Genomic DNA, 22,307 nt, shown 5'->3' with positions numbered 1-22,307 from the left:
GCTGACCGGCATGGTGTCACTGATACGAAGCGAGCCTGTTACAGCTGCGGGCCTGCCGCAACCAGACGTTTGCCTTCATCGTTATCGGTGAAGCGCTCGAAGTTCTTGATGAAACGCCCTGCCAGATCGACGGCCTTGGCATCCCACTCAGCCTTGTCGGCGTAAGTGTCGCGCGGGTCGAGGATCGCCGGGTTCACATCGTGCAGCGCGGTCGGGATCTCCAGATTGAAGATCGGCAGCACCTTGGTCTCGGCCTTCTCGATGGAGCCATCCAGGATGGCATCGATGATGGCGCGGGTATCCTTGATGGAGATGCGCTTGCCGGTGCCGTTCCAGCCGGTGTTGACCAGATAGGCTTCTGCACCTGCCGCTTCCATCCGTTTCACCAGCTCCTGACCGTACTTGGTCGGGTGCAGGGAGAGGAAGGCTGCGCCGAAGCAGGAGGAGAAGGTCGGAGTCGGCTCTGTGATGCCGCGCTCGGTACCGGCCAGTTTGGCGGTGAAGCCAGACAGGAAGTGGTACTTGGTCTGCTCCTTGGTCAGTTTGGAGACCGGAGGCAGCACGCCGAAGGCGTCGGCAGTCAGGAAGATCACCTTGGTGGCGTGACCTGCCTTGGAGACCGGCTTGACGATGTTGTCGATGTGATAGATGGGGTAGGAGACGCGGGTGTTCTCGGTCTTGGAGCCATCATCGAAGTCGATGGTGCCATCGGCAGCAACGGTCACGTTCTCCAGCAGCGCATCGCGACGGATGGCGTGGTAGATGTCCGGCTCTGCTTCTTCGGAGAGCTTGATGGTCTTGGCGTAGCAGCCCCCTTCGAAGTTGAACACGCCGTGGTCATCCCAGCCGTGCTCGTCATCGCCGATCAGCTGACGCTTGGGATCGGTGGAGAGGGTGGTCTTGCCGGTGCCGGAGAGGCCGAAGAAGATGGCGACGTCGCCGTCCTGACCCACGTTGGCGGAGCAGTGCATGGAGGCAATGCCGCGCAGGGGCAGGAAGTAGTTCATCATGGAGAACATGCCCTTCTTCATCTCGCCACCGTACCAGGTGCCACCGATGAGCTGCATCTTCTCTGTCATGTTGAAGGCAACAAAGTTCTCGGAGTTGAGACCCTGCTCCTTCCAGTTCGGGTTGGTGCACTTGGCACCGTTCATCACCACGAAGTCAGGCTTGAAGGTTTTCAGCTCTTCATCGCTCGGGCGGATGAACATGTTTTTCACGAAGTGTGCCTGCCAGGCCACCTCGGTGATGATGCGCACGGCCAGGCGGGTGTCCGGGTTGGCACCGCAGAAGCCGTCGACCACAAACAGGCGCTTGCCGGAGAGCTGTTTGGTAACCAGCCCTTTCAGATGTGACCACACTTCGGGGGTAATCGCTTTGTTATCGTTTTTACCCTGGTCAGACCACCACACAGTATCCTGGGTAGTGGCATCTTTGACGATATATTTATCTTTCGGAGAGCGGCCGGTGAAGATACCGGTGTTGACGTTGACGGCGCCCAGTTCGGTGACGACGCCGCGCTCGAACCCTTCCAGGTCAGGGCGAGTCTCTTCCGCGAAAAGCTGCTCGTACGAGGGGTTGCGAACGATTTCCTGGCTGTTTTTGATGCCGTACTGGTCCAGTCCTAATTGTTGGGCCAGGGTGGGTTCTGCCACGATTGTCATTGTATTCTCCTGGGTTCAGAGGTTTGTAGGGTTCTATCTGACGTTCATCCTATCACTTAGGTGGTAGAGTTTAGCGATCGCCATCAAACTTTATAAAATAGGGTGTTTTTTTGTTATTAAAGTTAAAGGCGGGTTTTGCCCGCCTTTAATTAGTGTAACTGGTTTGCATCATTGCCGGGAGCCCTGCTGAACAGGGTTTCGACATCGATCCCATTAAATTGGTACTGGGCGCCGCAATAATCACAGTGCATGTCGATCTTGCCGAGCTCCTGCACCATCTCCATGACCTCTTCCTTTTCTATCTGCAACAGGGCCCCTTCGCAGCGCTCGCGGGAGCAGGTGCAACGGAACTCGACCGCCTGCGGATCGAACACCCGCACCTTGTCCTGATGGTAGAGACGGTAGAGGATCTCTTCTGCCTGCAGGCCGAACAGCTCTTCATCCTTGATGGTGCTGGTGAGCTGGGTCAGGTGATCGAAGTCGTTGCTGTGATCCTCGCTCTGGGCGGGCAGCTCTTGCAGCATGATGCCGGCAGCGCGCGGCGCACCTTCGTGGTAGCCGGTGCGGATCCACAGCTTGGTGGCCAGCTGTTCGGAGCGGGCGAAGTAGTGCTCCAGGCAGCCCGCCAGGGTGTCGGCGTCCAGCGCGATGATGCCCTGATAGCGCTCGCCCTGCTCCGGGGTGATGGTGATGATCAGCTGGCCGTTGCCAATCAGGCTCTGCAGCTTGCCATCGCTCGGCAGCTCGCCTTCATAGCGGGCCACGCCGCGCAGCTGCTGGTTGTTGTCACCGTTGATCACGGCCAGACGCACCGGGCCATCGCCCTGCAGTTGCACTGTGATGGAGCCTTCAAACTTGAGGGTGGCGGTCAGCAGGCTGGTGGCGACCAGCAGCTCGCCCAGCAGTTTTTGCACCTGCACCGGGTAGTTCTGGGCTTCCACCACGTGGCGGTAGGTGTGATCCAGCTGGACCAGCTCGCCACGCACTTCGTACTCTTCAAACAGATAGCGATACAGCAGATCTTGGTTGCTCATCATGTATTCCTGGCTTTTCGGTGAGGTAAATCGGGCGGACTGGGGTTGCTGCCAGCCCGGTATCAAATCGGGGTCGGTCAGTACTGTTTGACCTTGAGCAACTGGCGTCGCTCCTGCTTGTCGGGGCGGCGCTCGGGGCTGGGGGCAAACTGGCTGTTGAAGCGGCGCGCCTCGCTGTTCTCGGCCCGTTTTTTCAGGCTCTCGGCGGTCTCTTCATAGAGCTGCTGGGCCAGCGGGGCTGATTTGCGCTGCTCGCTCAAGGCCAGCACCCGCACTTCGCGTTCGTCCTGCCCCTGCCAGAAGCGGATCAATGCCCCCACTTCCACCTGTTTGCCCGGTTTGCTGCGCTGACCATTGTAGTGCACCTTGCCCCCGTCTATCTGATCCCGCGCAATGGAGCGGGTCTTGTAGAAACGGGCTGCCCACAACCACTTGTCGAGACGAACCTCGAGGGCACTTTCTGCATGATTGGGCATGAACAGGCTCCATAACGGGGAAAAGAGGTGGTCGATTATACCAGAGCACGGGGTCGGGATAGAAACCGGGCAGCCGCCGCGCGGGGCGCAAACCATGTCAAGGTGATGCAACATATGGGCAGTTTGCTGATTCACAAGGGAAAGCGCTGCTTTATCGGGTATCCATGGGGGCTGAGAAGGGCCTCCATACCGCACATATAAAGCTGCCGCCCCGGTTGGGGGCGGCAGCGTTCACATCCGTTGACCACTGCTTAGTCAGAAGTGATCGTGCTGATCCGGCTTCTTCTGGTCGTGGGGGCCTTCGCTGTGGGCGATGGCGGTGCGGATCAGATCAACTCCGGCGCGGATAATCAGCACCCCCATGTTGACCAGCTTGACGCAGACCCACATGAAGGTGATGAGCAGGATCAGCTTGAGCACGGTCTGGAAGGCTTCCAGGAAGTTCTGCTCCAGCTGGGCGGTCAGGCCGTTGGCGCTGGTCATCAGCCAGGTGTAGACCTCGCGCACGAACGGGATGCGGCTCGGCATCTCCAGTACATCCAGTGCGGCAGGGAGCGCCTGGAAGATGACGATGCTGCCGAACAGGATCAGGATGACACCGATGGCGATGCCGAGGAAAAAGCCGAACTGTCTCATGGAGGGCTCCAGCAGTTGCTGCATGAAATTGAAGATAGCCGCCAATAGTAGGGAGTGCCCTGCTTCATCGCAATCTTCCGTGCACCGCCAGCGCGGCGGGAACGGCGGCAATCTGGCCGCTACCGTTGCCCAACTATCTGATTTCTGGGAGGCTTGTCGCCATTGTGCATAGGGAAAGCAAATTGATGTCGAGAACCCTCTTTTTACTGTTGCTGGCGCTGTTTGCCGCTCTGCCACCCCTGAGTGCCGAACCGGCTGGCCCCACGGCAGCGGCCTGCGCCATTCGTCATCAGGATCAACTGCTGCTGGTGCAGGATCGCATCTCCTCCCGCTATAGCCTGAGCGGCGGCTACATAGATGGCGACGAGCGCCCCGAGCAGGCGGCGCTGCGCGAACTCTATGAAGAAACCGGCTTGCGGGGGGAGGTGGTGCAGGAGTTGGGCCGCTGGCAGCGGGCGGTCATCTTCGCTTGTCGCACGCTGGAACCGATTGTCGCGCAGCAAGATTCCGATTTTGTCTCGCTGCTGAAGGCCCCCAATCTGGGGGGGGAGATCCTTAACGCCCGGCTGATCGCCATCGACCAGCTCCCCCGCGAGCAGCGCCGCTTCCCGGATCAGCTCGACTGGCTGCAATCCCGACTGGATAAGGTGCCCGAGAGCGAGGTGCACTGGCAGGCCGATTTCGTGGCGCAGGGCAATGCGCTGCATCAGGCCGAGATCCCGCTGATGCTGCACCTGCAACAGTGGTTGGGGCCCGATGTCTGGTGGCTGTCGGTCAGCAATCTGTTTGGTTCAGGCGGCTTTCAGCTTGCCCTGATACCTTTGCTGCTTCCGCTGCTGGGGTGGTCGCGGCTGCGCCAGTTGCTGTTCGCCATGCTCTGGCTTGGCTTGCTGGTGCAGGCGAGCAAGGAGGGGATCGGCTGGCCGCGCCCCTTCCATCTGCAACCGCTGCTGGCGGCCCAGAGCGCGCAAGGCTTTGGCATGCCGAGCGGCCATACCGCTTCGGCCCTGCTGTTCTGGGGGGCACTGTTTGGCTGGCTCTGGCCTGCCCGGCGCGGGCTGGCTTATTCGCTGGCCTTGCTGCTGGCGCTGAGCACAGGTCTGGCGCGGGTCTGGCTCGGGGTGCACTTTATCTCCGATGTGGCGGTTGGCCTGCTGATAGGCACCTTTCTGCTGGCCGCCCGCCCCTGCTGGCGTGCCGACAGGCAGTCGGCGGCTTGGCTGCTGCTGATTGCATCTGCGCTGGCGCTCGGGGGGCTGACCCAATCGGCCCATCTGGCCGGGATCGGCATGGCAGCGCTCGGGCTCTGGGTTGGCGGTTTGCGCTCCCTGATCCGCGGCGGTTATCCCCCCATTGTGACCGGCGTGGTCACCCTGGCGGGGGGCGCGGTGATAGGGGCAGGACTCTGGGCATTGCCGCTGTTGACCAGTAGTTCGCTCACTATCCTGCTTGGTCAGTTTGTGCTCTTTTTCGGGCTGGGGCTCTGGTTGAGCGCTGGCCTCTGGTGGATACTCTCTTTCTTGAAATGCGACACACGACCCAAGGGCAATGGCTCTGACAAGGGAACTCTATGAATGTGAAAAAAGTGGATTTGGCCAAGATAACCCTGGGGGTGCTGTTTCTCAGCATCCTGATTATCTCCTGTTTCTTGGTGTTGCAGCCCTTCCTGCCTGCGCTGGTGTGGGCCACCATGATCACCATCGCCACCTGGCCGCTGATGTTGATGGTGCAGCGCCTGTTGTGGGGCAAGCGCACCCTGGCGGCCCTCTTTATGACGCTGGTACTGCTGCTGATGTTTGTCATCCCGCTCTTTATGACGCTGGCCAATGTGGCGGAGAAGGCGCCCATGCTGATCGAGCTGGGTACCCATATCAGCCAGTCACCACCGCCCGAGCTGCTCTGGCTGCAACAGATCCCGCTGGTGGGCGACAAGCTCTATGACTTCTGGCAGCAAATTCTGGCGAGCGGTGGTCAGGTGCTGTTTGCCAAGCTGGCCCCCTATTTTGGTCAGACCGCCCGCTGGCTGGCCTCTCAGGCCGGTAATCTTGGCTTGCTGTTCGTTCACTTCCTGCTGACGGTCGGTATCTGCGGTGTGCTCTATCACTCGGGTGAAGTGGTGGCGACTGGCATTCGCCGCTTCGCCCACCGGCTGGCGGGTCAGCGTGGCGACAACGCCACTGTGCTCGCTTCACAGGCGATCCGTGCCGTGGCGATGGGGGTGGTGGTGACTGCGCTGGTGCAATCCTCGGTAGCCGGTGTCGGCCTGTTGATTGCCGGTATCCCTTACGCCATGGTGCTGGTGGTGGTGATGTTCCTGTTGATCGTCGCCCAGATCGGCCCCTTCCCGGTGCTGCTGGCCTGTATCGGCTACCTCTACTGGAGCGGCGACACTACCTGGGGCTCCTTCCTGCTGGTGTGGTCACTGATTGCGGGCACCATGGACAACTTCCTGCGCCCCTTCCTGATCAAGCGGGGCGCCGACCTGCCGCTCATCCTCATTCTGGTGGGGGTAATCGGTGGCCTGCTGACCATGGGGATCATCGGTCTCTTTATCGGCCCGGTCGTGTTGGCGGTGGGCTACACCCTGCTGGATGCCTGGATCAAGGAAGATGACCAACCGGCGGCTGCCGCGGTTGAACCGCCCAAGGCAGAGTGACGATTCGGTAGCAAGACGATTCAGCCATCCATCGCTGATACAAAGAGCCGCCCACCGGGCGGCTCTTTGGTTTTTGACGAACGAGATTTATGGCGATTCACTTCCACCACAGATCACATAAATAGACAGGCTCGCTTTCACTGGCTTCTGTATGCGCCAGAATGGGTAGTACCCATATCATCACGCTAACAGTGGAGGTTGGTGTGTATGTCAATTTGTATCTCGAAGCTACTGGAATTGCAGGGGCGCCTCTACGAAGCGGAGCAAGACTATGAACTCCTGTGCAAATTGTTTGATGAGGTGAGAGTCCTGTTCAATGCATCCGCTGCCAGCGTGGTGCTGGCGCCAAGGCACGCCCCTGAGGATGCCATCGTTTGGACCAAAAGCTACTCTCGCTCTGACTTGGCATTTTATTTTGAACGCATGGCAGACGATGTCTTTCTCAATACCTATATGCAGAACATGCTCGCTGGCAAGGCTGTCATCGTTGATCAGCTGTTGAACTTTGATCGCATCGACAACCCCGTGTTCAGGGAAGAGATGGTGCCGCGTTTTCAGGCTCGCTATGCTCTGTGCATTCTGGTTCCTTTGAGTACCATTGATGAGTTTGCGATCACTCTCCATCGGGATCAGACACAATCCCCTTTCACCCCGGCTGAGCAACAGATGTTGCAGTTGCTCTCCGACGGTTTGGGATGTTGGGCCAGAAGTTATCGTCGACGTCAGAGGTTCAATAAGGAACGTACACTATTGACTGCCCTGCTGGAGCGGGATAATCGTCCCCGCGCCGTTGTGGATCAATATGGACATCTGCAGCTGGCCAATCGAGCCATGCAACAGGCGCTGGGTGAATATCGCATCACACAGAGCCCTGTTGACCTTCAACTGGTCATCCCTTCTCGCTGGCAGACTCTTTGGCGGGAATCGTTGAGCCGTGGGAGTGAAGGGCGTCTTGTTCTGCCTCTATCAGAATCTCATCGCGTAATCCTCGAATGGATTCCACTGCCAGAGCCCGTCGGATGGTTTGAATTGATGCTGATTGACCCGCGATGGGAGCATGAGCGGCACCTTCAACGCATGGAGCTACTCTATGGCCTGACCAAGAGCGAACAGGATGTGCTTACTTTGCTCTCACGTGGCCTGACCGGAGCAGAGGTCGCTCGTCTTCGCTGTGTCTCGGTCGAAACCGGCAAAAGCCAAATAAAAATGCTGTTGCATAAAACTGGCACCAACAACCAAAACGATCTACTTAACTTGTTGTTCAATATTTCTCATTAAATACACCACTACTCTCCTTCCCCACATGCAACCGATCCCCCGATAGGGGGATGCGGTTTATGCACGACGAGCCTATAACCAACACAGTCGCTAAAGCGACATGTCAGTTATTTAAAGGGGTCTGTCGGTGCATCCGTCATGGATGACAGCAAGCCATATAAAAAGTCAGGGACCGGGGGATATATGAAACTTTTTACTCAATCATTGCTGGCCGCCAGCATCATTACCGCTCTTGGCGGCTGTGGTGGCGGAGGCAGTAGTGGTGACAGCACAACGCCACCCGAGCCTAAAACCACGCTTCAGATAAGAGCGATTGATGGCGTGTTACAGGGCGCATTGGTGTGGATCGATCTCAACGGAAATGGCCTGCGTGATGCAGCAGAACCCTCAGCCAAGTCAGATAGTGAGGGGAGAGTGCTGTTCACCCTTGAGCCTGGCCAAGCGCGCACCAATGTGTATGTGGAAACCATTCCCGGCGAGACCGTCGATCTGGAACGAGGACCTGTTGACACCGCCTTTACTATGGTTGCTCCTGCAGGTTCGGGCAGTAATGGTGCAGAACGAGTCGTATCTCCTCTGACCACGTTGCTGCATCTCGAAACACAGAAATATAGCGATCTGGCACAGGCTCGTGAAGCATTGGCTCAGCGCTTGGGCATATCTTCAGACATGCTGGATGCAGACTTTGTCGCGTTGGGTGATGGGCGGGCCCTGTTTATCGCCAAAGTTATCGCCGATGCGCTACCAGCCTCGCTGCCAGCAGAGGCAAACGAACAGGATGTCCTGCGTTTGGCTCTGAACAATAAAAGCGGTCAAGCCACTGCTATTTACGACAAACTGACAGATGAACAGATCACCGTTCAGGGAGCTCCCACCCTGAAGAGTGAAATCAATTACAACACTCATAAGGCAACATTCACCATTGAGTTTGCCACCCGTAAAACGGAGGGCGGTGTCGAGGTAAGCCAAGGTACCAAATATTACTGGGATAAAAATGCCAACGATTATGAGAGATACAATGGCAAACCACTGATCGCTACCACATGGAGCCTGGAGACAACACGCAAAGCTGATGGAATCATAGAGCGCTATGCAAAATGGGAACATGACTTTAACAAGGATGGCGAGCGAAACTTCAAGGGACAATCGCTGAGTGTGGGGAACGACACCAAGTGGGTGGAATATTTTGACGAGGATACCAACTGCAAAGAGCTGAATGAACATCAGTGCAATGATCCCAAACGTATATATGAAGGGCGAGACTTGCGAGCCGAGTTCGTAGCGCAGGATTACAGTACTATCGATTTTGTTCAGATGTGGACGAAAAATGCCAATGCCACGGGCCACGACATCGAGATGATCGAGTACAAAACCGATGCACCGACGCGCGACTGGTTCAAGCCGGACAATCCGGGGCAACCCGGTTTCCGCCGACTGGAGCATTACGCTAAAGAAGGCGACGGTGTACGTATCACACATGAGAGTGACTGGAACGCTGATGGCTCCATCAATCAGCGAGAGTCACTGCTCAGTCGCAAAAATGGCACAACGCGTTATGAGTCAGGAAAAATTGTTTGGGCCAATCCTCTCGATGATTCGTTCGAAGAGTATGCGGACTACAACTTCCACACAGATACACGTTTGCCTTATTGGTACGAAAATGTGGTCGAATCTATCCCCCTGGGAGATGGGCTACAGCAGTTAACCATGGAAGGGAAGCGCTATTTGCTGGATGAGGAGAAACAGCTGCGCAAGAGCGATGACTCACACCCGGATGGCTACTTGTTCCATCAGTACAAAGTGCAACAGAAAGAGGTATCTGCCGATGAGCAGCAGATCCATGTGACTTGGCAGCACATTGCGCTGGATGGATATGACTTCAACCGTAACGATATTGGCCAGGAGTTCAAGGTCATGCGTCGGCACAAGGTTGATGGGGATGCAATGAAAGGGTGGTGGATTGGCCATAACTATGCCGAGTGGGGTAGTCAAGCGGTGGACAATCTCCCTAGCAAAGTGCTCGCGCTGTTGGCAGAAGGCAAGAGCTTTGCTCAAATTACAGCCGCTGAGCTGCCCGGATTGGGGGCTTGTGACCAAGTTGCGCTGTCTGGTCCTCTGTTTACCACTGCGTTCAAAGGGTATCTGGTGACAAACGACAGTTGGCTTGGTGCCTCTGGCAAACAAAAAATGACGGTGAATGGTCAGCGTGTCGGCACACAGGACCTGTTGCTACAACAGGCGGGGGGCATGACTTCGCTGGTTGTCCTGAAAGGAATTGGTTCGGAACCCTGTGCCTGGTGGACTTGCTGGGAGCAACGGATTACTTCGCTTGACGGCGTTGACCCAGCGAAAGGGATCATGACATTCAAGCGCTGGAGTGACACAGGCCCATTTACAACACTTTACCTGCGTGAAGCGGATGCTGACGTAGCCATGGCTCCTTGATTGTCAGGGAGGAGTTTATAAATAGAGTGATCGCGGGGCTCCTGAGGCCCCGTGATGCATTTATGACGAACGATATCTCCGGCGTTGTGGTTGCCACCCTCTGAGGCAGGTCACTGAATCGGGGGAGCTGGCGTGGTTAAATGGTCGGCTCACATCTTGCCGGATATTGCTGTGACCATGCCATCTGACCTTCAGCCGCTGCTCGCTTGGCCTGACTATCTGCAGGCATCCTGGCTGCGCTGCGCCCACCAGACCAGTGCCACCCTCTGGCATCCGCCCCACAGCGCCAAGGGGCAGACCTTGCAGAGCCTGCGCCAGCGCAAGCGCGACCTGCTCACCACCGGCGAGATGGCCCTCGAAGATCTCTACGAATTTATGGAGGGGCGCCCCTGCGCCCTGCTGCTCACCGACGAGAGCGGCTGCCTACTGGCCCAGACCGGCCATCCCGACACCCTGCGCGAGCTGGCAGCGCTGGGGTTTGGCCCCGGCGCCTTTTTCAGCGAGGGGCGCATCGGCACCAATGCCATCAATCTGGCGGCGCTGGAGGGCATGCCGCTCTGCGTCAGCGGCCCCCAGCACTTCAATCAGACCCTCCACCCGTGGCACAGCTGCGCCAGCCCGGTTTACAACAGCAATGGTCGTCAGGTCGCCATCATCGCTCTGATCTGCAAGGTGGAGGAGGCGAGCGCCGGCGATCTGGCGCTCACCGTCAGCGCCGGGCGCGAGCTGGCCCATCTGCTGCAGATGGAGACCCTGATGCAGGAGTCCCAGCACCACCTGAGCGAACTTTACGCCCTGCTCGATGGCATGGATGACGGCGTGCTGGCCTGGGACCCGCAGGGACGGCTGCGCTACCTCAACGCGCTGGCGGCCAACCGGCTGCGGCTCGATCCTGCGCTCTGTCTCGGCCAGCCGCTGGAGCAGCACCTGCTGTTGCCACAGCGGTTGCAACTGGCCATCAGGGGGCAGACGCCGCTCAGCCATGTGGAGGTGACGCTGGAGCGGCTCGGCGCGCAGGAGGGGGAGTTTATCAATGCGCTGGTGAGCCTCAAGCCGTTGCCGGGGCCGGAGGGGGTCAGCTTTATCGCCTTGCTGCACCCGGTCGATCGGCTGCGGGCCATCCATCAGCTGCGCCAGACGGTGCCCGAGTTGTCGGCACTGGTGGGGGAGTCGAGCGCCATGCGCAAGCTGCTGCGCTACGCCCGGCAGGCGGCCCAGAGTCAGGGGCCGATCCTGCTGCGCGGCGAGGAGGAGGTAGGCAAGGCCCAGCTGGCGGAGGCGATCCACTTTGGCAGTGAGTGGGCCGCCGGGCCGCTCATTACCCTCAACTGCAAGGCGCTGCCGAGCGAGCGGATGGCGCTGGAGCTGATGGGTTCCGACGAGGCGGGGCAGGAACGGGCGGGCAAGTTCGAGCTGGCCCACGGCGGCACGTTAGTGCTGGAGCAGGTGGAGTGCCTCTCTGCTCCCATGCAGGCGGCGCTGCTGCAACTGCTCAAGACCGGCCGCATCCAGCGCTTTGATTCGGCCCGCATCCTGCCGCTCAAGGTGCGCATCATCGCCACCAGCAGCGCCCCGCTGGAGCAGCTGGTGCAGGAGGGGCTGTTTGGCCGCCAGCTGCTCTATGCCTTGCAGGCGTGCGAGCTGTGGCTGCCGGGGCTGCGGGAGCGCGCGGCGGATCTGCCGGGCCTGATCAGCCAGCAGTTAGCGGTGCAGGGGCGCGAGCCGGTGCGCCAGTTCAGTCCGGCGGCCCTCGACTGTCTGCTCGCCTATCCCTGGCCCGGTAATCTGGGGGAGTTGCGCAGCGCCGTCGAGCATGCCCTGCTCCACGCCGGTCAGGGGCCGATCCCGCCCGAGGCGCTGCCCGCCGCCATTCGCCACGGTTATCAGCAGGTGGCGGACGAGGTGGTGGGGCAACCGCTGCTCACCTTGGCGGAGCTGGAGCGGCAGGCCATCCTGCGCTGCGCTCACGCCTGCAAGGGGCAGGTGAGCCAGATGGCCCAGCATCTTGGCATCAGTCGCACCACCCTATGGCGGCGGCTCAAACTGCTCGAGATCGATCCCACCGACTATCACGGCTGACGGCGACCCGTCGCCAACTGGCCCGCAGAAAACGAAACGGCCCCGCAGTTGCGGGGCCGTTTTTATATGGCAAGGTCAGCGGTGGCGTGGTTACAGCCCCAGCTGGTGGGCGGTGACGATGGCCGCCAGCACATCCTCGGCGGTGACCTTGAACGGCATATTGTGGATGGTTTCGCCCTCGGCGGTAGAGGCTTTGGCCACCTCCATCAGGCGCGCCATATCCAGCTCCTTGACCCCCATCATATGCAGGTTGGTCGGCAGGCCCACCGAGCGGCAGAAGCCCAGCACTGTCTCGATCTCCGCCATCGGCGCATTCTCCAGCACCAGCTGCACCAGGGTACCGAACGCCACTTTCTCACCGTGGTAGAGGTGGTGACACTCGGCCAGCTGGGTCAGACCGTTGTGGATGGCGTGGGCGGCGGCCAGTCCGCTGCTCTCGAAGCCGATACCGCTCAGGTAGGTGTTGGCCTCGATGATGTTCTCCACCGCCTTGGTGCAGAGCCCCTGTTCCACCGCCAGCTTGGCCTTGTAGCCATCGGCCAGCAGGGTCTTGTAGCAGAGTTCAGCGATGGCCTGCGCCGCCAGCGTGGAGGCGCCACCGGCCATGGTCTGGCAACCGGAGACCTTGTTGGCGCGCGCCTCGAAGTAGGTGGAGAGCGCATCCCCCATGCCGGAGACCAACAGCCGCACCGGGGCGCGGGAGACCACGCCGGTATCCATGATGACCATGTTGGGGTTGGTCGGGATCATCAGGTATTCGCTGAACTGCCCTTCCGGGGTGTAGATGACCGCCAGCGCGCTGGTGGGGGCATCGGTGGAGGCGATGGTGGGCACTATGACCACCGGCACCTTCTGGTAGAAGGCGACCGACTTGGCGGTATCCAGCGTTTTGCCGCCGCCGATGCCGATGATGACGTCAAACGGGGTCTGCTGGCAGCGGGCCAGCAGGCGGTCGATCTCGGGGCGGGAGCACTCGCCGTTGAAGCAGTCGAACTCCGGCTTGATGCCTGCGCCGTGGAAGCTGGTGGCCACGGTATCACCTACCAGCTTGGTGACGAAGGCGTCAGCCAGAATAAGCGGCTTGGCGCCGAGCGCCTTGACGTAGTTGCCGATATTGGCGAGGGCCCCGTTGCCTTGTACGTATTTGCTGGGGCTGATGATAATGCGGTCCATATTTTATCCCTCTCTCTTTATGAATTAAGAATCGGGGCGAAGGGGCGGCAGTGCCGGGGACTCCTTCGTCTTGAATGGTGCTGCACTGGCTCAGCGAGCGAGTGCAGCCCCTTGAAACAGTGGCGTCAGTCGCCGAAGCGCTCGTCGGCCAGCTGCTGGAAGCAGGTCAGTGCGGCGCTGGCATCCTCGCCGCGCGCCAGCAGGGTGAGCTGGTCGCCCTGACGCACGTTGAGCATGGCGAGCCGGGTCAGGCTGCGGGGATTGGCCTCTTTATCCCCCTTTTGCAGCTTGAGCTCAGCGGCAAAGGGCTTGAGGGCGGCTACCAGCCGGGCGGCGGGGCGCACATGCAGGCCGTGGGGGTTATCCACCACCACCTCGCAGCGCAGCCATCCGTCGTCGGCAACGGGGGCTGTCTCGGTGGCGGCCTGCGCCGCGCTGGCAGGCAGCATCGCCTGTTTCGGGCCAAGGGCACCGAGCGCCTCGGCGGCCACCTCGTCCAGCGTCAGGCCGGAACCGGCCGCCACCACGGCGGCCAGAGTACCTTCGACCAGCGGTGCGGGGCAGAGCCGTACCCGTGCACTCAGCTCCGGGGGCAGCAGTTCGAGGGCGGTCTCGGCGCTGAGCAGAGCGCTGCCCAAGTCCATCAGCACCAGCACACCGCTGCCGTCATCCGCCTCTTCAATCGCACTCATCACCGCGATGGCATCGGTGCCGATGGGGTGGTCGGGGTCATCGACCCCGGCCGCCAGCAGCAATCGGGCCGGGCTGCCGAGCTGGTCGGCCAGCGCCTTCAAGCCGGCTGCCAGCTGGGCGCTGTGAGAGACAACTACGATTCCGATCATGTCACAACCTCGCTCTGTCACGCAGGGCGGTCAGCAGCAGCAGGGTCGAGGTGGCCCCGGCATCCTGATGGCCGATGCTGCGCTCACCAAGATAGCTGGCGCGCCCCTTGCGGGCCTGCATCTGGATGGTCGCCTCGGTACCTGCTGCGGCGGCTGCCACCGCCTTGTCCAGCGCTTCGTTCAGGGGCAGCTCTTGCTGCTGCGCCTGTTGCAGGGCCGCCAGTGCCGGCCACCAGGCATCGCACATGGTCTTGTCGCCCGGCTCGGCGCGGCCGCGGGAGACGATCCCCTCGACGCCATCGCTCAGCATTTTGCATAGCTGGCTGAGGCTCAGGCTCTGGCAAGCATCGCTGCTGGCTGCGGCCCGGATAAAGAAGGTGCCGTAGAGCGGGCCGCTGGCGCCGCCGACCGAGGAGAGCAAGGTCATGCCGGTGGTTTTCAGCACCTGACCGATATCCTTGTCCGCCACTGCTGGCAGCTTCTCGGCCACCTTGGTGAAGCCGCGCTGCATGTTGAGGCCGTGGTCGCCGTCGCCGATGTCGGTATCCAGCGCGGTGAGGTAGTCACGCTGCTCGGTAAAGATGTGTTCGCAGTCGAGCAGCCAGTTGACGATGTGATGCTTGCTTAACATGGGTTCTCCTTAGCAGCCACGACGCAGGGCGGGGGTGTGAACGGGGGCATCCCACAGGGTCATCAGCTCGTCATCCACCTTGAGCAGGGTGATGGAGATACCGGTCATGTCGAGGGAGGTGCAGTAGGGGCCAATCAGGTTGCGCACCAGATGGATGCCCGCCTCTTCGCACAGGGTGGCAAGGCGACCATAGACGCCATAGAGCTCGGAGATAGGAGTGCCACCGAGGCTGTTGACCAGCGCGATGACCCGATCACCCTTGTTGAGTGGTTCGATAAAGGTGTGCTCCTCCTGCCAGCTGCCGCTGGTGCGATCCCAGTGGCGCAGGGTGCGGCCATAGGGGGTATTGTCAGCCAGCTCGCTGAACATGTCGTCCACCAGGGTATTGAGGTCGGTGAAAGGGCGGCGTTCGATGCCCGGCTCACCGTGGATACCGACGCCGAACTCCAGCTCGTTGTCCGCCAGAGTGAAGGAGGGCTTGCCAGCGGCCGGTACGGTGCAGGCATGCATGGCCACGCCTATGGTGCGGCTCTGGTTGTTGATGCGACGGGCCAGCGCCTCGCAACGTGCCAGATCGTAGCCCGCTTCGGCGGCGGCACCGACCAGCTTCTCGCACAGCACGGTCGTGGCAACCCCACGGCGACCGGCAGTGTAGAGGCTGTCTTTGACCGCCACGTCGTCATCGATCAGGGCGAAGCCCACCTTGACGCCGTCGCCGTGCAGCAGCTCGACCGCGGTCTCGAAGTTGAGTACGTCGCCGGTGTAGTTCTTCACCAGAAACAGCACGCCCGCGCCGCCATCAACGGCCTGACCGCACTCGTACATCTGATCCGGGGTCGGAGAGGTAAAGATCTCGCCGGGGCAGGCGCCATCCAGCATCCCTTTGCCCACCAGACCGCCGTGCATCGGCTCGTGGCCGCTGCCACCGCCGGAGACCAGCGCCACCTTGCCCATCACGGGGGAATCGGCGCGGGTGATGTAGTGGGGTTCGATACGTACCTTGAGCTCGGGGTGGGCGGCTGCCATCCCCATCAGTTGTTCACGGACCACGGCATCGACGGCATTGATCAGTTTCTTCATGGCTCACTCCTTGGCTTGCCACCGCTCGGGTGGGCAAATGGTTGATGGAGCCAGTCTAACGACAGGAAAAGGGATAAAAATGACGGGCGATTTGGTTCGGATTTGAAACAGCAGAAGGGGGATGGGCGTTTCAATCTGAAACGGCGCAGGGCTGGCGGGTGGGAAACTGTTAGCTGACTCACAGCCATGAAAAAGGGCCCCGCAGGGCCCTTTGCTATAACCGGAATATGTGGACGGGTTAGATGGCCCAGCCACCGGCGTAGAAGATCACCAGCGCCAGGGCGATGATGACGGTGCCGACGTTCAGCTTCTTCCACTCGGCAGCGAAGATGCGGCCAACGACCAGCGCCACGAAGCCCAGCATGATGCCGGTGACGATGTTGCAGGTCAGCACGATAAAGACGGCGCACAGCATGCCGGAGAGGGCATCGACCGAGTCGCTGAAGTCCAGCTTGGTGACGTTGCCCAGCATCAGCAGACCGACGTACATCAGGGCTGGTGCGGTGGCGTAAGCCGGTACCAGATAGCTGAGCGGGGAGAGGAAGATCATCAGCAGGAACAGCACGCCGACCAGCGCGGCGGTCAGACCGGTCTTGCCACCGGCCGCGGTGCCTGCGGCGGATTCGATGTAGACGGCAGCCGGAGCACCACCAACGGCACCTGCTACCATGCTGCTGACGGAGTCGGCAGTCAGGGCCTTGCCGCCGCTGATGATGTGGCCACGCTCGTTGATAAGGCCAGCCTGACCGGCCACGGCACGGATGGTGCCGGTGGCGTCAAACACGGCGGTCATCACCAGTGCCAGTACGGTCGGAATGACCACCGGATTGAGGGCGCCCAGCAGATCCATGCTGCCTACCAGCGAGCCCTTCTCGCCAGTCAGGCTCGGCATGGCGAAGAAGCCCTGCCAGGTCACTTTCGGATCGAAGATAAGGCCGAGGATGGAGATGGCGATGATCACCATCAGGATGCCGCCCGGCACCTTGCGGCGCTCCAGACCGAAGATGGCGGCCAGACCCAGCACCGTCATGATCACCGGGAAGGAGGTCACTTCACCCAGCTGAACCGGCAGACCGGCCCCTTCGTTCTTGATCACCATGCCAACGCCGTTGGTGGCGATCAGCAGCAGGAACAGACCGATACCGATGCCGGTGCCGTGAGCGATGCCGGAGGGGAGGTTGTCCAGGATCCACTGGCGCACGCCGGTGACGCTGATCAGGGTGAACAGCACCCCCATCAGGAAGATGGCGCCCAGCGCGACCGGAATGCTCAGTCCCTGACCCAGTACCAGACTGAATGCGGTAAAGGCGGTGAGGGAGATGGCGCAACCGATAGCCATTGGCAGCTTGGCCCACAGCCCCATCAGCAGGGAGCCGAAGGCGGCGATCAAGCAGGTGGCCACAAACACCGGGCCCTGCTCAAAGCCGGCGGCACCCAGCATGTTCGGCACCACTATGATGCTGTAGACCATCGCCAGGAAGGTGGTCAGCCCCGCGACCAGCTCCTGACGCACGCTGCTGCCGCGCGCAGAAATGGAAAAATAAGAGTCCAGAAAGCCGCCAGTCCCTGTTTGGGCGGCCATATCTTGCTTTGCCATAACTAATCCTGAAAGTGTGAAGGAAATCGTTTGCGTTGGTGGCGCGCAAAATAGCAAGAATTCGCGGCAAATACAGCGGATAACCGGACTTTTTCGTCACTATTTTACATTTTGAGTCCATTCGGAGCTCATTCTAAGACCCAAGCGGTGAGAGCGTGTAAGGGAGGGATCAAGCTGTCGGGGGAGGGGAGATCAGTGAGGAAAAAGCGGGGAAAAACAAAAAACCCGCCGAAGCGGGTTTTTTTAAATTCTTGCAGAGCTGTCAGCAGCTGGCATAAGCCATCAGCAGCATGCTCCGGCTTGAATTACAGACCAACTACGTTGGCAGCAGCCGGGCCTTTCTGGCCTTGCTCGATGGTGAACTCAACGCGCTGACCTTCGTCCAGGGTTTTGAAGCTGGTGGACTGGATAGCGGAGAAGTGTACGAACACGTCTTTGCTGCCGTCAGCCGGGGAGATGAAACCAAAACCTTTCTCAGCGTTGAAGAACTTAACGGTACCAGTCATTTTGTTAGACATAATAATTTCCTTAAATAGTGTTGAATGCCACCTAAATGGCAATTTTTGATTTTTCGTCAGCAATACGTATGGGGAGCACTAAAGAAGGAGAATTATTTGATAAGAATTATCCGAGGATAACGCTTATGCTAATCACTGCTTTACTAAAATGACTGCCTAACATAATCAGGTCTGAACTGCCGAACCATCGAGAAAGATTAAAACACGCTCTCATTTTTAAAGCAAACTTTATCTCGATATTAATGTTTTGTAACAGCCAAAAATATCATTTTTTATAGTAAACATGATGCATTTCAACGGCATAGAAAAATCAGTGCAGACTCATATCACCCTGTAGCAAACCGGATTCGGCTTTTTTGTCCTGACTATGTAGCCAGTTCTGGCAAAAAATATGAGAAAAAATGAAAAGGTGGCGAGAGACGTGGATTGTCAGTTGGCGTTTTCTCTAACTCACAATGTAAATCACTTCTTTGCTGCTGCGATTAGCTTCTGGGCTGCAAATCAATGGCAGCGCCAAATCTGGCGCATCGAGCATCGCCCAGACATGCAAACGCCCGCTGGCACCAAGTGCCAGCGGGCGTTTCGCAAGAAGGGATCAGCGCTTGCTGCGAAACTTGTTGCTGACCGAATCAATCCAGCTGAAGGTTTCCGGCAGTACCTGGTTCTTGGCACGCTCTTTGGCTTTCTCGCGAGCCAGCTTGGAGGCTGCCTTGGCTGCTTCGGCGCGGTCCGCCACAATTTTCAGGCGACCCTCTTCGCGGATCTTGTTCCGCTCTCCGTTGGTCAGCTGGTGGTCTGCATTGGCTTGTGCCTTTTGCAATAACAAGGCTATCTCGGCTTTTTCGGCCTCGGTCAGATCTTTCATTTCCAGCTTTTTCACGGCGCGCTCCTGCGGCAGGGTGGTTAGACACCCTAACACAGTTGTGCCGATCACTTCTTATGCAATCGGCTTTCCGGCAGTAAAAATGCGGGTTTGTGCCAACTTTCCGTTATTTCGCTGCCACTTTCCCGCCTGTTTGCCACATTTCAATTTATGGCGAGCGGTGAGGGCAGCTCTTGCTCCTCCGGCTCGACGTGGATAAGCACGATGGCGTGGGGCAGCTGCGCCATGATGGCGTGTTCGATGCGATCACAGATATCGTGAGCTTCACCGATGCTCATCTCCGGGGGCAGTGTGAGATGGAAGTCGATATGGCGACGACGACCGGCACGACGGCTGCGCAGATCGTGAAAACCGCTGGCGGCAGGGCAGCATTCGGTGATGATGCGGCTGGTCATCGCCAGCTCTTCCGGGCTCATGCTCTGGTCGATCAGCGGCTGGAAGGCCTCGTTGAGCATGCTGATCGCCTCTCTGACAATAAAGATGGCGACCGCAATGGCGACCAGCGGATCTAGGATGGCGAGTGAATGGCCGAACAGACCGGCCAGCCAGATCCCGCCAAGACCGACGGCGACCCCGGCGGAGGTGAGCACGTCCGCCTTGAGATGAAGCGCATCGGCAGCCAGCGCGACCGACTCCTCCTCTCGGGCCACCTTGTAGAGGTAGGCTGAGACGCCGCTGTTGACCAGCGCCGAGATCACCATCACCAGCACGCCCCAGCCAATGCTTTCAATCGGGCTGGGGGTGATCAGTTTGTCGACGGCTTCGAAGATGATCCAGCCTGCGGCCAGCAAGATAAGCAGTGCTTCGATGACGCCGGAGACATTTTCAATCTTGTCGTGACCATAGGGGTGGCGCTCATCGGGCGGGAGATCGGACTTTTTCACCGCGAACAGGGCGATCAGGGCCGCCACCAGATCCATGGCGGAGTGGATCGCCTCCGAGATGATACTGACCGAGCCGCTGGCGAAACCTGCCACCATTTTCATGATGATCAGACTGATATTGGAGCAGACCGACACCATGGCGGCTCTGGTTTTTCTGTTCATGTCACAGCTTCCTGAATAAAACGGATATTTCGGTGCGGCGCGCATTATATCCGGCTGTTCGGAAATAACCTATTCGGTGTTGTAACCTGATGTTTTCGATGATATTGCGAATGCTTATTAAAATGGTGGCATCTTGCGCGGCAATAAATAATGAGAGGGATTTATATTTATCCGTGAAAATATCCAGGTAACGATGGCTTAATATAAGCGTGACAACATTTAATAATGCGAATTACTCTTTTTTGGTCTTTCCTGTCGAGGTCGTTTGGCCTCCGCGCTCAAGGGGCGGAGCACTGCATTTTTTGGACGAGAATGAGGCTGGATCCGGATGCCGCTGGAGGGTATGCTGGGTCTGGTGATGGTCTTGCACCATCCCACCAAGCGTACTTAAGTTGATGATTCGGATGACATGCTGGCTCCCATGAGGAACCAACTGTCTGGGTAACATTTTTGGAGTTTGATGATGAGTAACAAAGAACATCACAACGGCAAAGATGCCAAGAAAAAACCGCAGATGTCACTGAAAGAGAAACGCGAAGCCAAACGTCAGAAAGCAGAACTGAAAAACGGCAGCGCAATGAAGTAACGCTCCCCTACTGCTGTTCCTTCGGAGCCAGTACAAAGCCAGCCCTTACCGGCTGGCTTTTATGTTTGTGGCTCACGGGGTGGCGCCGTAAGCCGCGAAAATCTGGTGATAACGACCATCCTGACGCATCGCCTCAAGGCGCTTATCAAACAGATTGCGGGCATCGGCCGCTCGGAAGGCAAAGTGATAGACAGTGGGCGGGAAGAGATCTGCTTGCCTGACCTGATTGCGCTCGTAGTGCTCGCCTGCCTGGGCGGTGGCAATCAGCTGGTCGAGGTAGTAGTAGAACACCCGCTCCTCCAGTACGACTGCATCCACCCTGCCGCGCATCAGCTGATGTACCTGCACCTGCTGCTTGGCTACCTCCTCATAGTGGGGATTCTGGTTGGCCATGGTGGCGAACGCGCCCCCCAGAATGATCCTTGCCCGTTGAAAGGCGGTGACCCGTTTTGAATGCAGATCGTCCAGAGTACTGATGTGGGTGCTGCGCAGGGTGAAGATCCGGTTATGGAAGGTGATAACGGGCTGGGTCAGAACGTGAGGATCAACCATACCGGGTCTGACGTTGATGATGGCATCCAGCTTTCCTGACTCGAACAGGCGGAAGGTGCGCTCCAGCGGCAGAAATTCAAAGCTGGGCTCATAGCCGCTGCCAGCGAACGCCTCTTTCAGCAGATCCAGCTCAATGCCACGCTGATTACTTTCGATGACATAAGGGGGGATGGCAAAGCTGACCCCGACCTTGAGTGGCGTTGCCAGCAACTGGCCGGAGAGCAAGCTGGTCAGCATTAGCAATAAAGGGGTGAGCAGTTTCATTGCACTTTTCACAAAGCGCTCCTGTGGAGAATATCCATCACTGTAGGGGAGGCAACCAAAAAGCGTTATATCCCTTTCGGGTTGAGAGGTTCAGCCTGAGTGCATAAAAAAAGACCCTGAGTTATCAGGGCCTTTTCAATATTCTGTTCTTAGAACGGGATATCGTCGTCGAAATCCATCGGCGGCTCGTTATATACCGGCGGCGCAGATTGCGGCTGCTGGGCAGGACGGCCATAACCGCCTTGCGGCTGCATGCTCTGCTGCGGAGCTGGTGCCGGGCGCTGCTGATTCATCGGCTGCTGGGCAGGCATGCTCTGCTGTGGCTGACCCCAGTTACCCTGGGATTGGCCACCCATGTTCTGGCCCATACCCTGACCGCCTTGCGGACGGCCACCCAGCATCTGCATCACGCCAGTGAAGCTGTCGACCAGCACTTCAGTGGTGTAGCGCTCCTGGCCGCTCTGATCTTGCCATTTGCGGGTTTGCAGTTTGCCTTCCACATAGACCTGGGAGCCCTTCTTCAGGTACTCGCCAGCCACTTCGGCCAGCTTGCCCATGAAGACGACGCGATGCCATTCGGTACGCTCTTTCTGCTCACCGGTCTGCTTGTCGCGCCAGGTTTCGGAGGTAGCCAGAGTAATGTTGGTCACAGCACCGCCACTCGGCATGTAGCGTACTTCCGGGTCTTGCCCGAGGTTACCGATCAGAATGACTTTATTGATGCCTCGACTGGCCATAATCTCTCTTCCACCTTATTTACCGGCCAGGTCGAAACCTGGTCCAACACGACTAGATACCTGATTAGTTGCTGTGTGCGGGGCGCAATGTCCCGCAGACGCATGTGACGGTCATAGTAACAGTTGCGAA

Annotated in this window: 20 protein-coding genes; 6 read left to right on the top strand and 14 right to left on the bottom strand. The window is 58.9% G+C overall.

Annotation, left to right across the window (positions count from 1 at the left end; all coding sequences use genetic code 11):
• Positions 1-38 precede the first annotated feature (38 nt).
• The 4 genes from pckA to AACT07_RS17965 form a co-directional block, all read right to left on the bottom strand.
• The gene (gene pckA, locus AACT07_RS17980; protein ID WP_005340139.1) at positions 39-1,664 is read right to left on the bottom strand and encodes a phosphoenolpyruvate carboxykinase (ATP); all 1,626 of its coding nucleotides are present in this window, start codon (positions 1,662-1,664) and stop codon (positions 39-41) included.
• A 149-nt stretch (positions 1,665-1,813) separates the two neighbouring features.
• Positions 1,814-2,698: an Hsp33 family molecular chaperone HslO gene (hslO, locus tag AACT07_RS17975; protein WP_005340140.1), complete on the bottom strand. Its 885-nt coding sequence runs from the start codon at positions 2,696-2,698 to the stop codon at positions 1,814-1,816.
• 77 nt (positions 2,699-2,775) lie between these two features.
• Positions 2,776-3,174 carry a ribosome-associated heat shock protein Hsp15 gene (hslR, locus tag AACT07_RS17970; protein WP_005340141.1) on the bottom strand — a complete coding sequence of 133 codons (399 nt, stop codon included), beginning with the start codon at positions 3,172-3,174 and terminating at the stop codon, positions 2,776-2,778.
• 255 nt (positions 3,175-3,429) lie between these two features.
• Positions 3,430-3,810, bottom strand: a complete 381-nt coding sequence (locus tag AACT07_RS17965; protein ID WP_005340143.1) for a hypothetical protein — start codon at positions 3,808-3,810, stop codon at positions 3,430-3,432.
• A 185-nt stretch (positions 3,811-3,995) separates the two neighbouring features.
• Between AACT07_RS17965 and AACT07_RS17960 the strand changes: the two genes are divergently transcribed.
• The 5 genes from AACT07_RS17960 (at position 3,996) to dhaR (ending at position 12,268) form a co-directional block, all read left to right on the top strand.
• Entirely contained in the window at positions 3,996-5,384 is a 1,389-nt protein-coding gene (locus tag AACT07_RS17960; RefSeq protein ID WP_069529285.1) for a bifunctional NUDIX hydrolase/phosphatase PAP2 family protein, read from the top strand.
• Positions 5,381-6,466, top strand: a complete 1,086-nt coding sequence (gene ydiK, locus AACT07_RS17955) for an AI-2E family transporter YdiK (RefSeq protein WP_069529283.1) — start codon at positions 5,381-5,383, stop codon at positions 6,464-6,466. Before AACT07_RS17960 ends, ydiK begins: the two co-directional genes overlap by 4 nt.
• Positions 6,467-6,673: 207 nt before the next feature.
• Positions 6,674-7,744 carry a helix-turn-helix transcriptional regulator gene (locus AACT07_RS17950; RefSeq protein ID WP_069529281.1) on the top strand — a complete coding sequence of 357 codons (1,071 nt, stop codon included), beginning with the start codon at positions 6,674-6,676 and terminating at the stop codon, positions 7,742-7,744.
• Between the two features lie 138 nt (positions 7,745-7,882).
• A complete protein-coding gene (locus AACT07_RS17945) occupies positions 7,883-10,189 on the top strand; it encodes a hypothetical protein (protein WP_069529280.1) in 2,307 nt (768 codons plus the stop codon).
• Between the two features lie 177 nt (positions 10,190-10,366).
• On the top strand, positions 10,367-12,268 hold the full coding sequence (gene dhaR / locus AACT07_RS17940; RefSeq protein ID WP_069529296.1) for a dihydroxyacetone kinase operon transcriptional regulator DhaR: 1,902 nt from the start codon (positions 10,367-10,369) through the stop codon (positions 12,266-12,268).
• Between the two features lie 90 nt (positions 12,269-12,358).
• On the opposite strand, the gene AACT07_RS17935 is transcribed toward dhaR, so the two are convergent.
• From AACT07_RS17935 to AACT07_RS17900, 8 genes are all read right to left on the bottom strand, one after another.
• A complete protein-coding gene (locus AACT07_RS17935; protein ID WP_069529278.1) occupies positions 12,359-13,441 on the bottom strand; it encodes a glycerol dehydrogenase in 1,083 nt (360 codons plus the stop codon).
• A gap of 125 nt (positions 13,442-13,566) precedes the next feature.
• The gene (dhaM, locus tag AACT07_RS17930; RefSeq protein WP_069529276.1) at positions 13,567-14,283 is read right to left on the bottom strand and encodes a dihydroxyacetone kinase phosphoryl donor subunit DhaM; all 717 of its coding nucleotides are present in this window, start codon (positions 14,281-14,283) and stop codon (positions 13,567-13,569) included.
• A gap of 1 nt (position 14,284) precedes the next feature.
• The gene (dhaL, locus tag AACT07_RS17925; RefSeq protein ID WP_069529274.1) at positions 14,285-14,914 is read right to left on the bottom strand and encodes a dihydroxyacetone kinase subunit DhaL; all 630 of its coding nucleotides are present in this window, start codon (positions 14,912-14,914) and stop codon (positions 14,285-14,287) included.
• 9 nt (positions 14,915-14,923) lie between these two features.
• Positions 14,924-15,994 (bottom strand): dihydroxyacetone kinase subunit DhaK, encoded by a 1,071-nt coding sequence (gene dhaK, locus AACT07_RS17920; protein WP_005340163.1) that lies wholly within the window; start codon positions 15,992-15,994, stop codon positions 14,924-14,926.
• Between the two features lie 238 nt (positions 15,995-16,232).
• Positions 16,233-17,591, bottom strand: coding sequence for an NCS2 family permease (locus AACT07_RS17915; RefSeq protein WP_069529272.1), 1,359 nt, complete (start codon positions 17,589-17,591; stop codon positions 16,233-16,235).
• Between the two features lie 305 nt (positions 17,592-17,896).
• Positions 17,897-18,109: a transcription antiterminator/RNA stability regulator CspE gene (gene cspE / locus AACT07_RS17910; RefSeq protein ID WP_005316548.1), complete on the bottom strand. Its 213-nt coding sequence runs from the start codon at positions 18,107-18,109 to the stop codon at positions 17,897-17,899.
• Positions 18,110-18,704: 595 nt separating this feature from the next.
• On the bottom strand, positions 18,705-18,989 hold the full coding sequence (gene yjbD, locus AACT07_RS17905; RefSeq protein WP_005340165.1) for a DUF3811 domain-containing protein: 285 nt from the start codon (positions 18,987-18,989) through the stop codon (positions 18,705-18,707).
• A 146-nt stretch (positions 18,990-19,135) separates the two neighbouring features.
• Complete coding sequence (locus AACT07_RS17900; protein WP_043822581.1) at positions 19,136-20,038, bottom strand: cation diffusion facilitator family transporter; 903 nt, start codon at positions 20,036-20,038, stop codon at positions 19,136-19,138.
• A gap of 460 nt (positions 20,039-20,498) precedes the next feature.
• Between AACT07_RS17900 and AACT07_RS17895 the strand changes: the two genes are divergently transcribed.
• Positions 20,499-20,624, top strand: a complete 126-nt coding sequence (locus AACT07_RS17895) for a hypothetical protein (protein WP_019445191.1) — start codon at positions 20,499-20,501, stop codon at positions 20,622-20,624.
• A gap of 72 nt (positions 20,625-20,696) precedes the next feature.
• Here AACT07_RS17895 and AACT07_RS17890 read toward each other — a convergent pair whose 3' ends face one another.
• Together AACT07_RS17890 and AACT07_RS17885 are read right to left on the bottom strand one after the other, a co-directional pair.
• Positions 20,697-21,440 carry a substrate-binding periplasmic protein gene (locus tag AACT07_RS17890; protein ID WP_069529270.1) on the bottom strand — a complete coding sequence of 248 codons (744 nt, stop codon included), beginning with the start codon at positions 21,438-21,440 and terminating at the stop codon, positions 20,697-20,699.
• Positions 21,441-21,589: 149 nt separating this feature from the next.
• Positions 21,590-22,177 carry a single-stranded DNA-binding protein gene (locus AACT07_RS17885; protein ID WP_069529269.1) on the bottom strand — a complete coding sequence of 196 codons (588 nt, stop codon included), beginning with the start codon at positions 22,175-22,177 and terminating at the stop codon, positions 21,590-21,592.
• Positions 22,178-22,307 lie beyond the last annotated feature (130 nt).

It is taken from the genome of Aeromonas sp. ANP5 (assembly GCF_963870295.1).
Classification (GTDB): Bacteria; Pseudomonadota; Gammaproteobacteria; order Enterobacterales; family Aeromonadaceae; genus Aeromonas; species Aeromonas veronii.
The sequence above is the reverse complement of the archived record's forward strand: the minus strand, read 5'-3'. Positions and strand labels throughout refer to the sequence as shown.

Bases quoted from the DNA above. Each gene is read 5' to 3' on its own strand.
- pckA (WP_005340139.1), bottom strand. From the start codon at position 1,664: ATGACAATCGTGGCAGAACCCACCCTGGCCCAACAATTAGGACTGGAC.
- hslO (WP_005340140.1), bottom strand. From the start codon at position 2,698: ATGAGCAACCAAGATCTGCTGTATCGCTATCTGTTTGAAGAGTACGAA.
- hslR (WP_005340141.1), bottom strand. From the start codon at position 3,174: ATGCCCAATCATGCAGAAAGTGCCCTCGAGGTTCGTCTCGACAAGTGG.
- AACT07_RS17965 (WP_005340143.1), bottom strand. From the start codon at position 3,810: ATGAGACAGTTCGGCTTTTTCCTCGGCATCGCCATCGGTGTCATCCTG.
- AACT07_RS17960 (WP_069529285.1), top strand. From the start codon at position 3,996: ATGTCGAGAACCCTCTTTTTACTGTTGCTGGCGCTGTTTGCCGCTCTG.
- ydiK (WP_069529283.1), top strand. From the start codon at position 5,381: ATGAATGTGAAAAAAGTGGATTTGGCCAAGATAACCCTGGGGGTGCTG.
- AACT07_RS17950 (WP_069529281.1), top strand. From the start codon at position 6,674: ATGTCAATTTGTATCTCGAAGCTACTGGAATTGCAGGGGCGCCTCTAC.
- AACT07_RS17945 (WP_069529280.1), top strand. From the start codon at position 7,883: ATGGATGACAGCAAGCCATATAAAAAGTCAGGGACCGGGGGATATATG.
- dhaR (WP_069529296.1), top strand. From the start codon at position 10,367: ATGCCATCTGACCTTCAGCCGCTGCTCGCTTGGCCTGACTATCTGCAG.
- AACT07_RS17935 (WP_069529278.1), bottom strand. From the start codon at position 13,441: ATGGACCGCATTATCATCAGCCCCAGCAAATACGTACAAGGCAACGGG.
- dhaM (WP_069529276.1), bottom strand. From the start codon at position 14,283: ATGATCGGAATCGTAGTTGTCTCTCACAGCGCCCAGCTGGCAGCCGGC.
- dhaL (WP_069529274.1), bottom strand. From the start codon at position 14,914: ATGTTAAGCAAGCATCACATCGTCAACTGGCTGCTCGACTGCGAACAC.
- dhaK (WP_005340163.1), bottom strand. From the start codon at position 15,994: ATGAAGAAACTGATCAATGCCGTCGATGCCGTGGTCCGTGAACAACTG.
- AACT07_RS17915 (WP_069529272.1), bottom strand. From the start codon at position 17,591: ATGGCAAAGCAAGATATGGCCGCCCAAACAGGGACTGGCGGCTTTCTG.
- cspE (WP_005316548.1), bottom strand. From the start codon at position 18,109: ATGTCTAACAAAATGACTGGTACCGTTAAGTTCTTCAACGCTGAGAAA.
- AACT07_RS17900 (WP_043822581.1), bottom strand. From the start codon at position 20,038: ATGAACAGAAAAACCAGAGCCGCCATGGTGTCGGTCTGCTCCAATATC.
- AACT07_RS17895 (WP_019445191.1), top strand. From the start codon at position 20,499: ATGATGAGTAACAAAGAACATCACAACGGCAAAGATGCCAAGAAAAAA.
- AACT07_RS17890 (WP_069529270.1), bottom strand. From the start codon at position 21,440: ATGAAACTGCTCACCCCTTTATTGCTAATGCTGACCAGCTTGCTCTCC.
- AACT07_RS17885 (WP_069529269.1), bottom strand. From the start codon at position 22,177: ATGGCCAGTCGAGGCATCAATAAAGTCATTCTGATCGGTAACCTCGGG.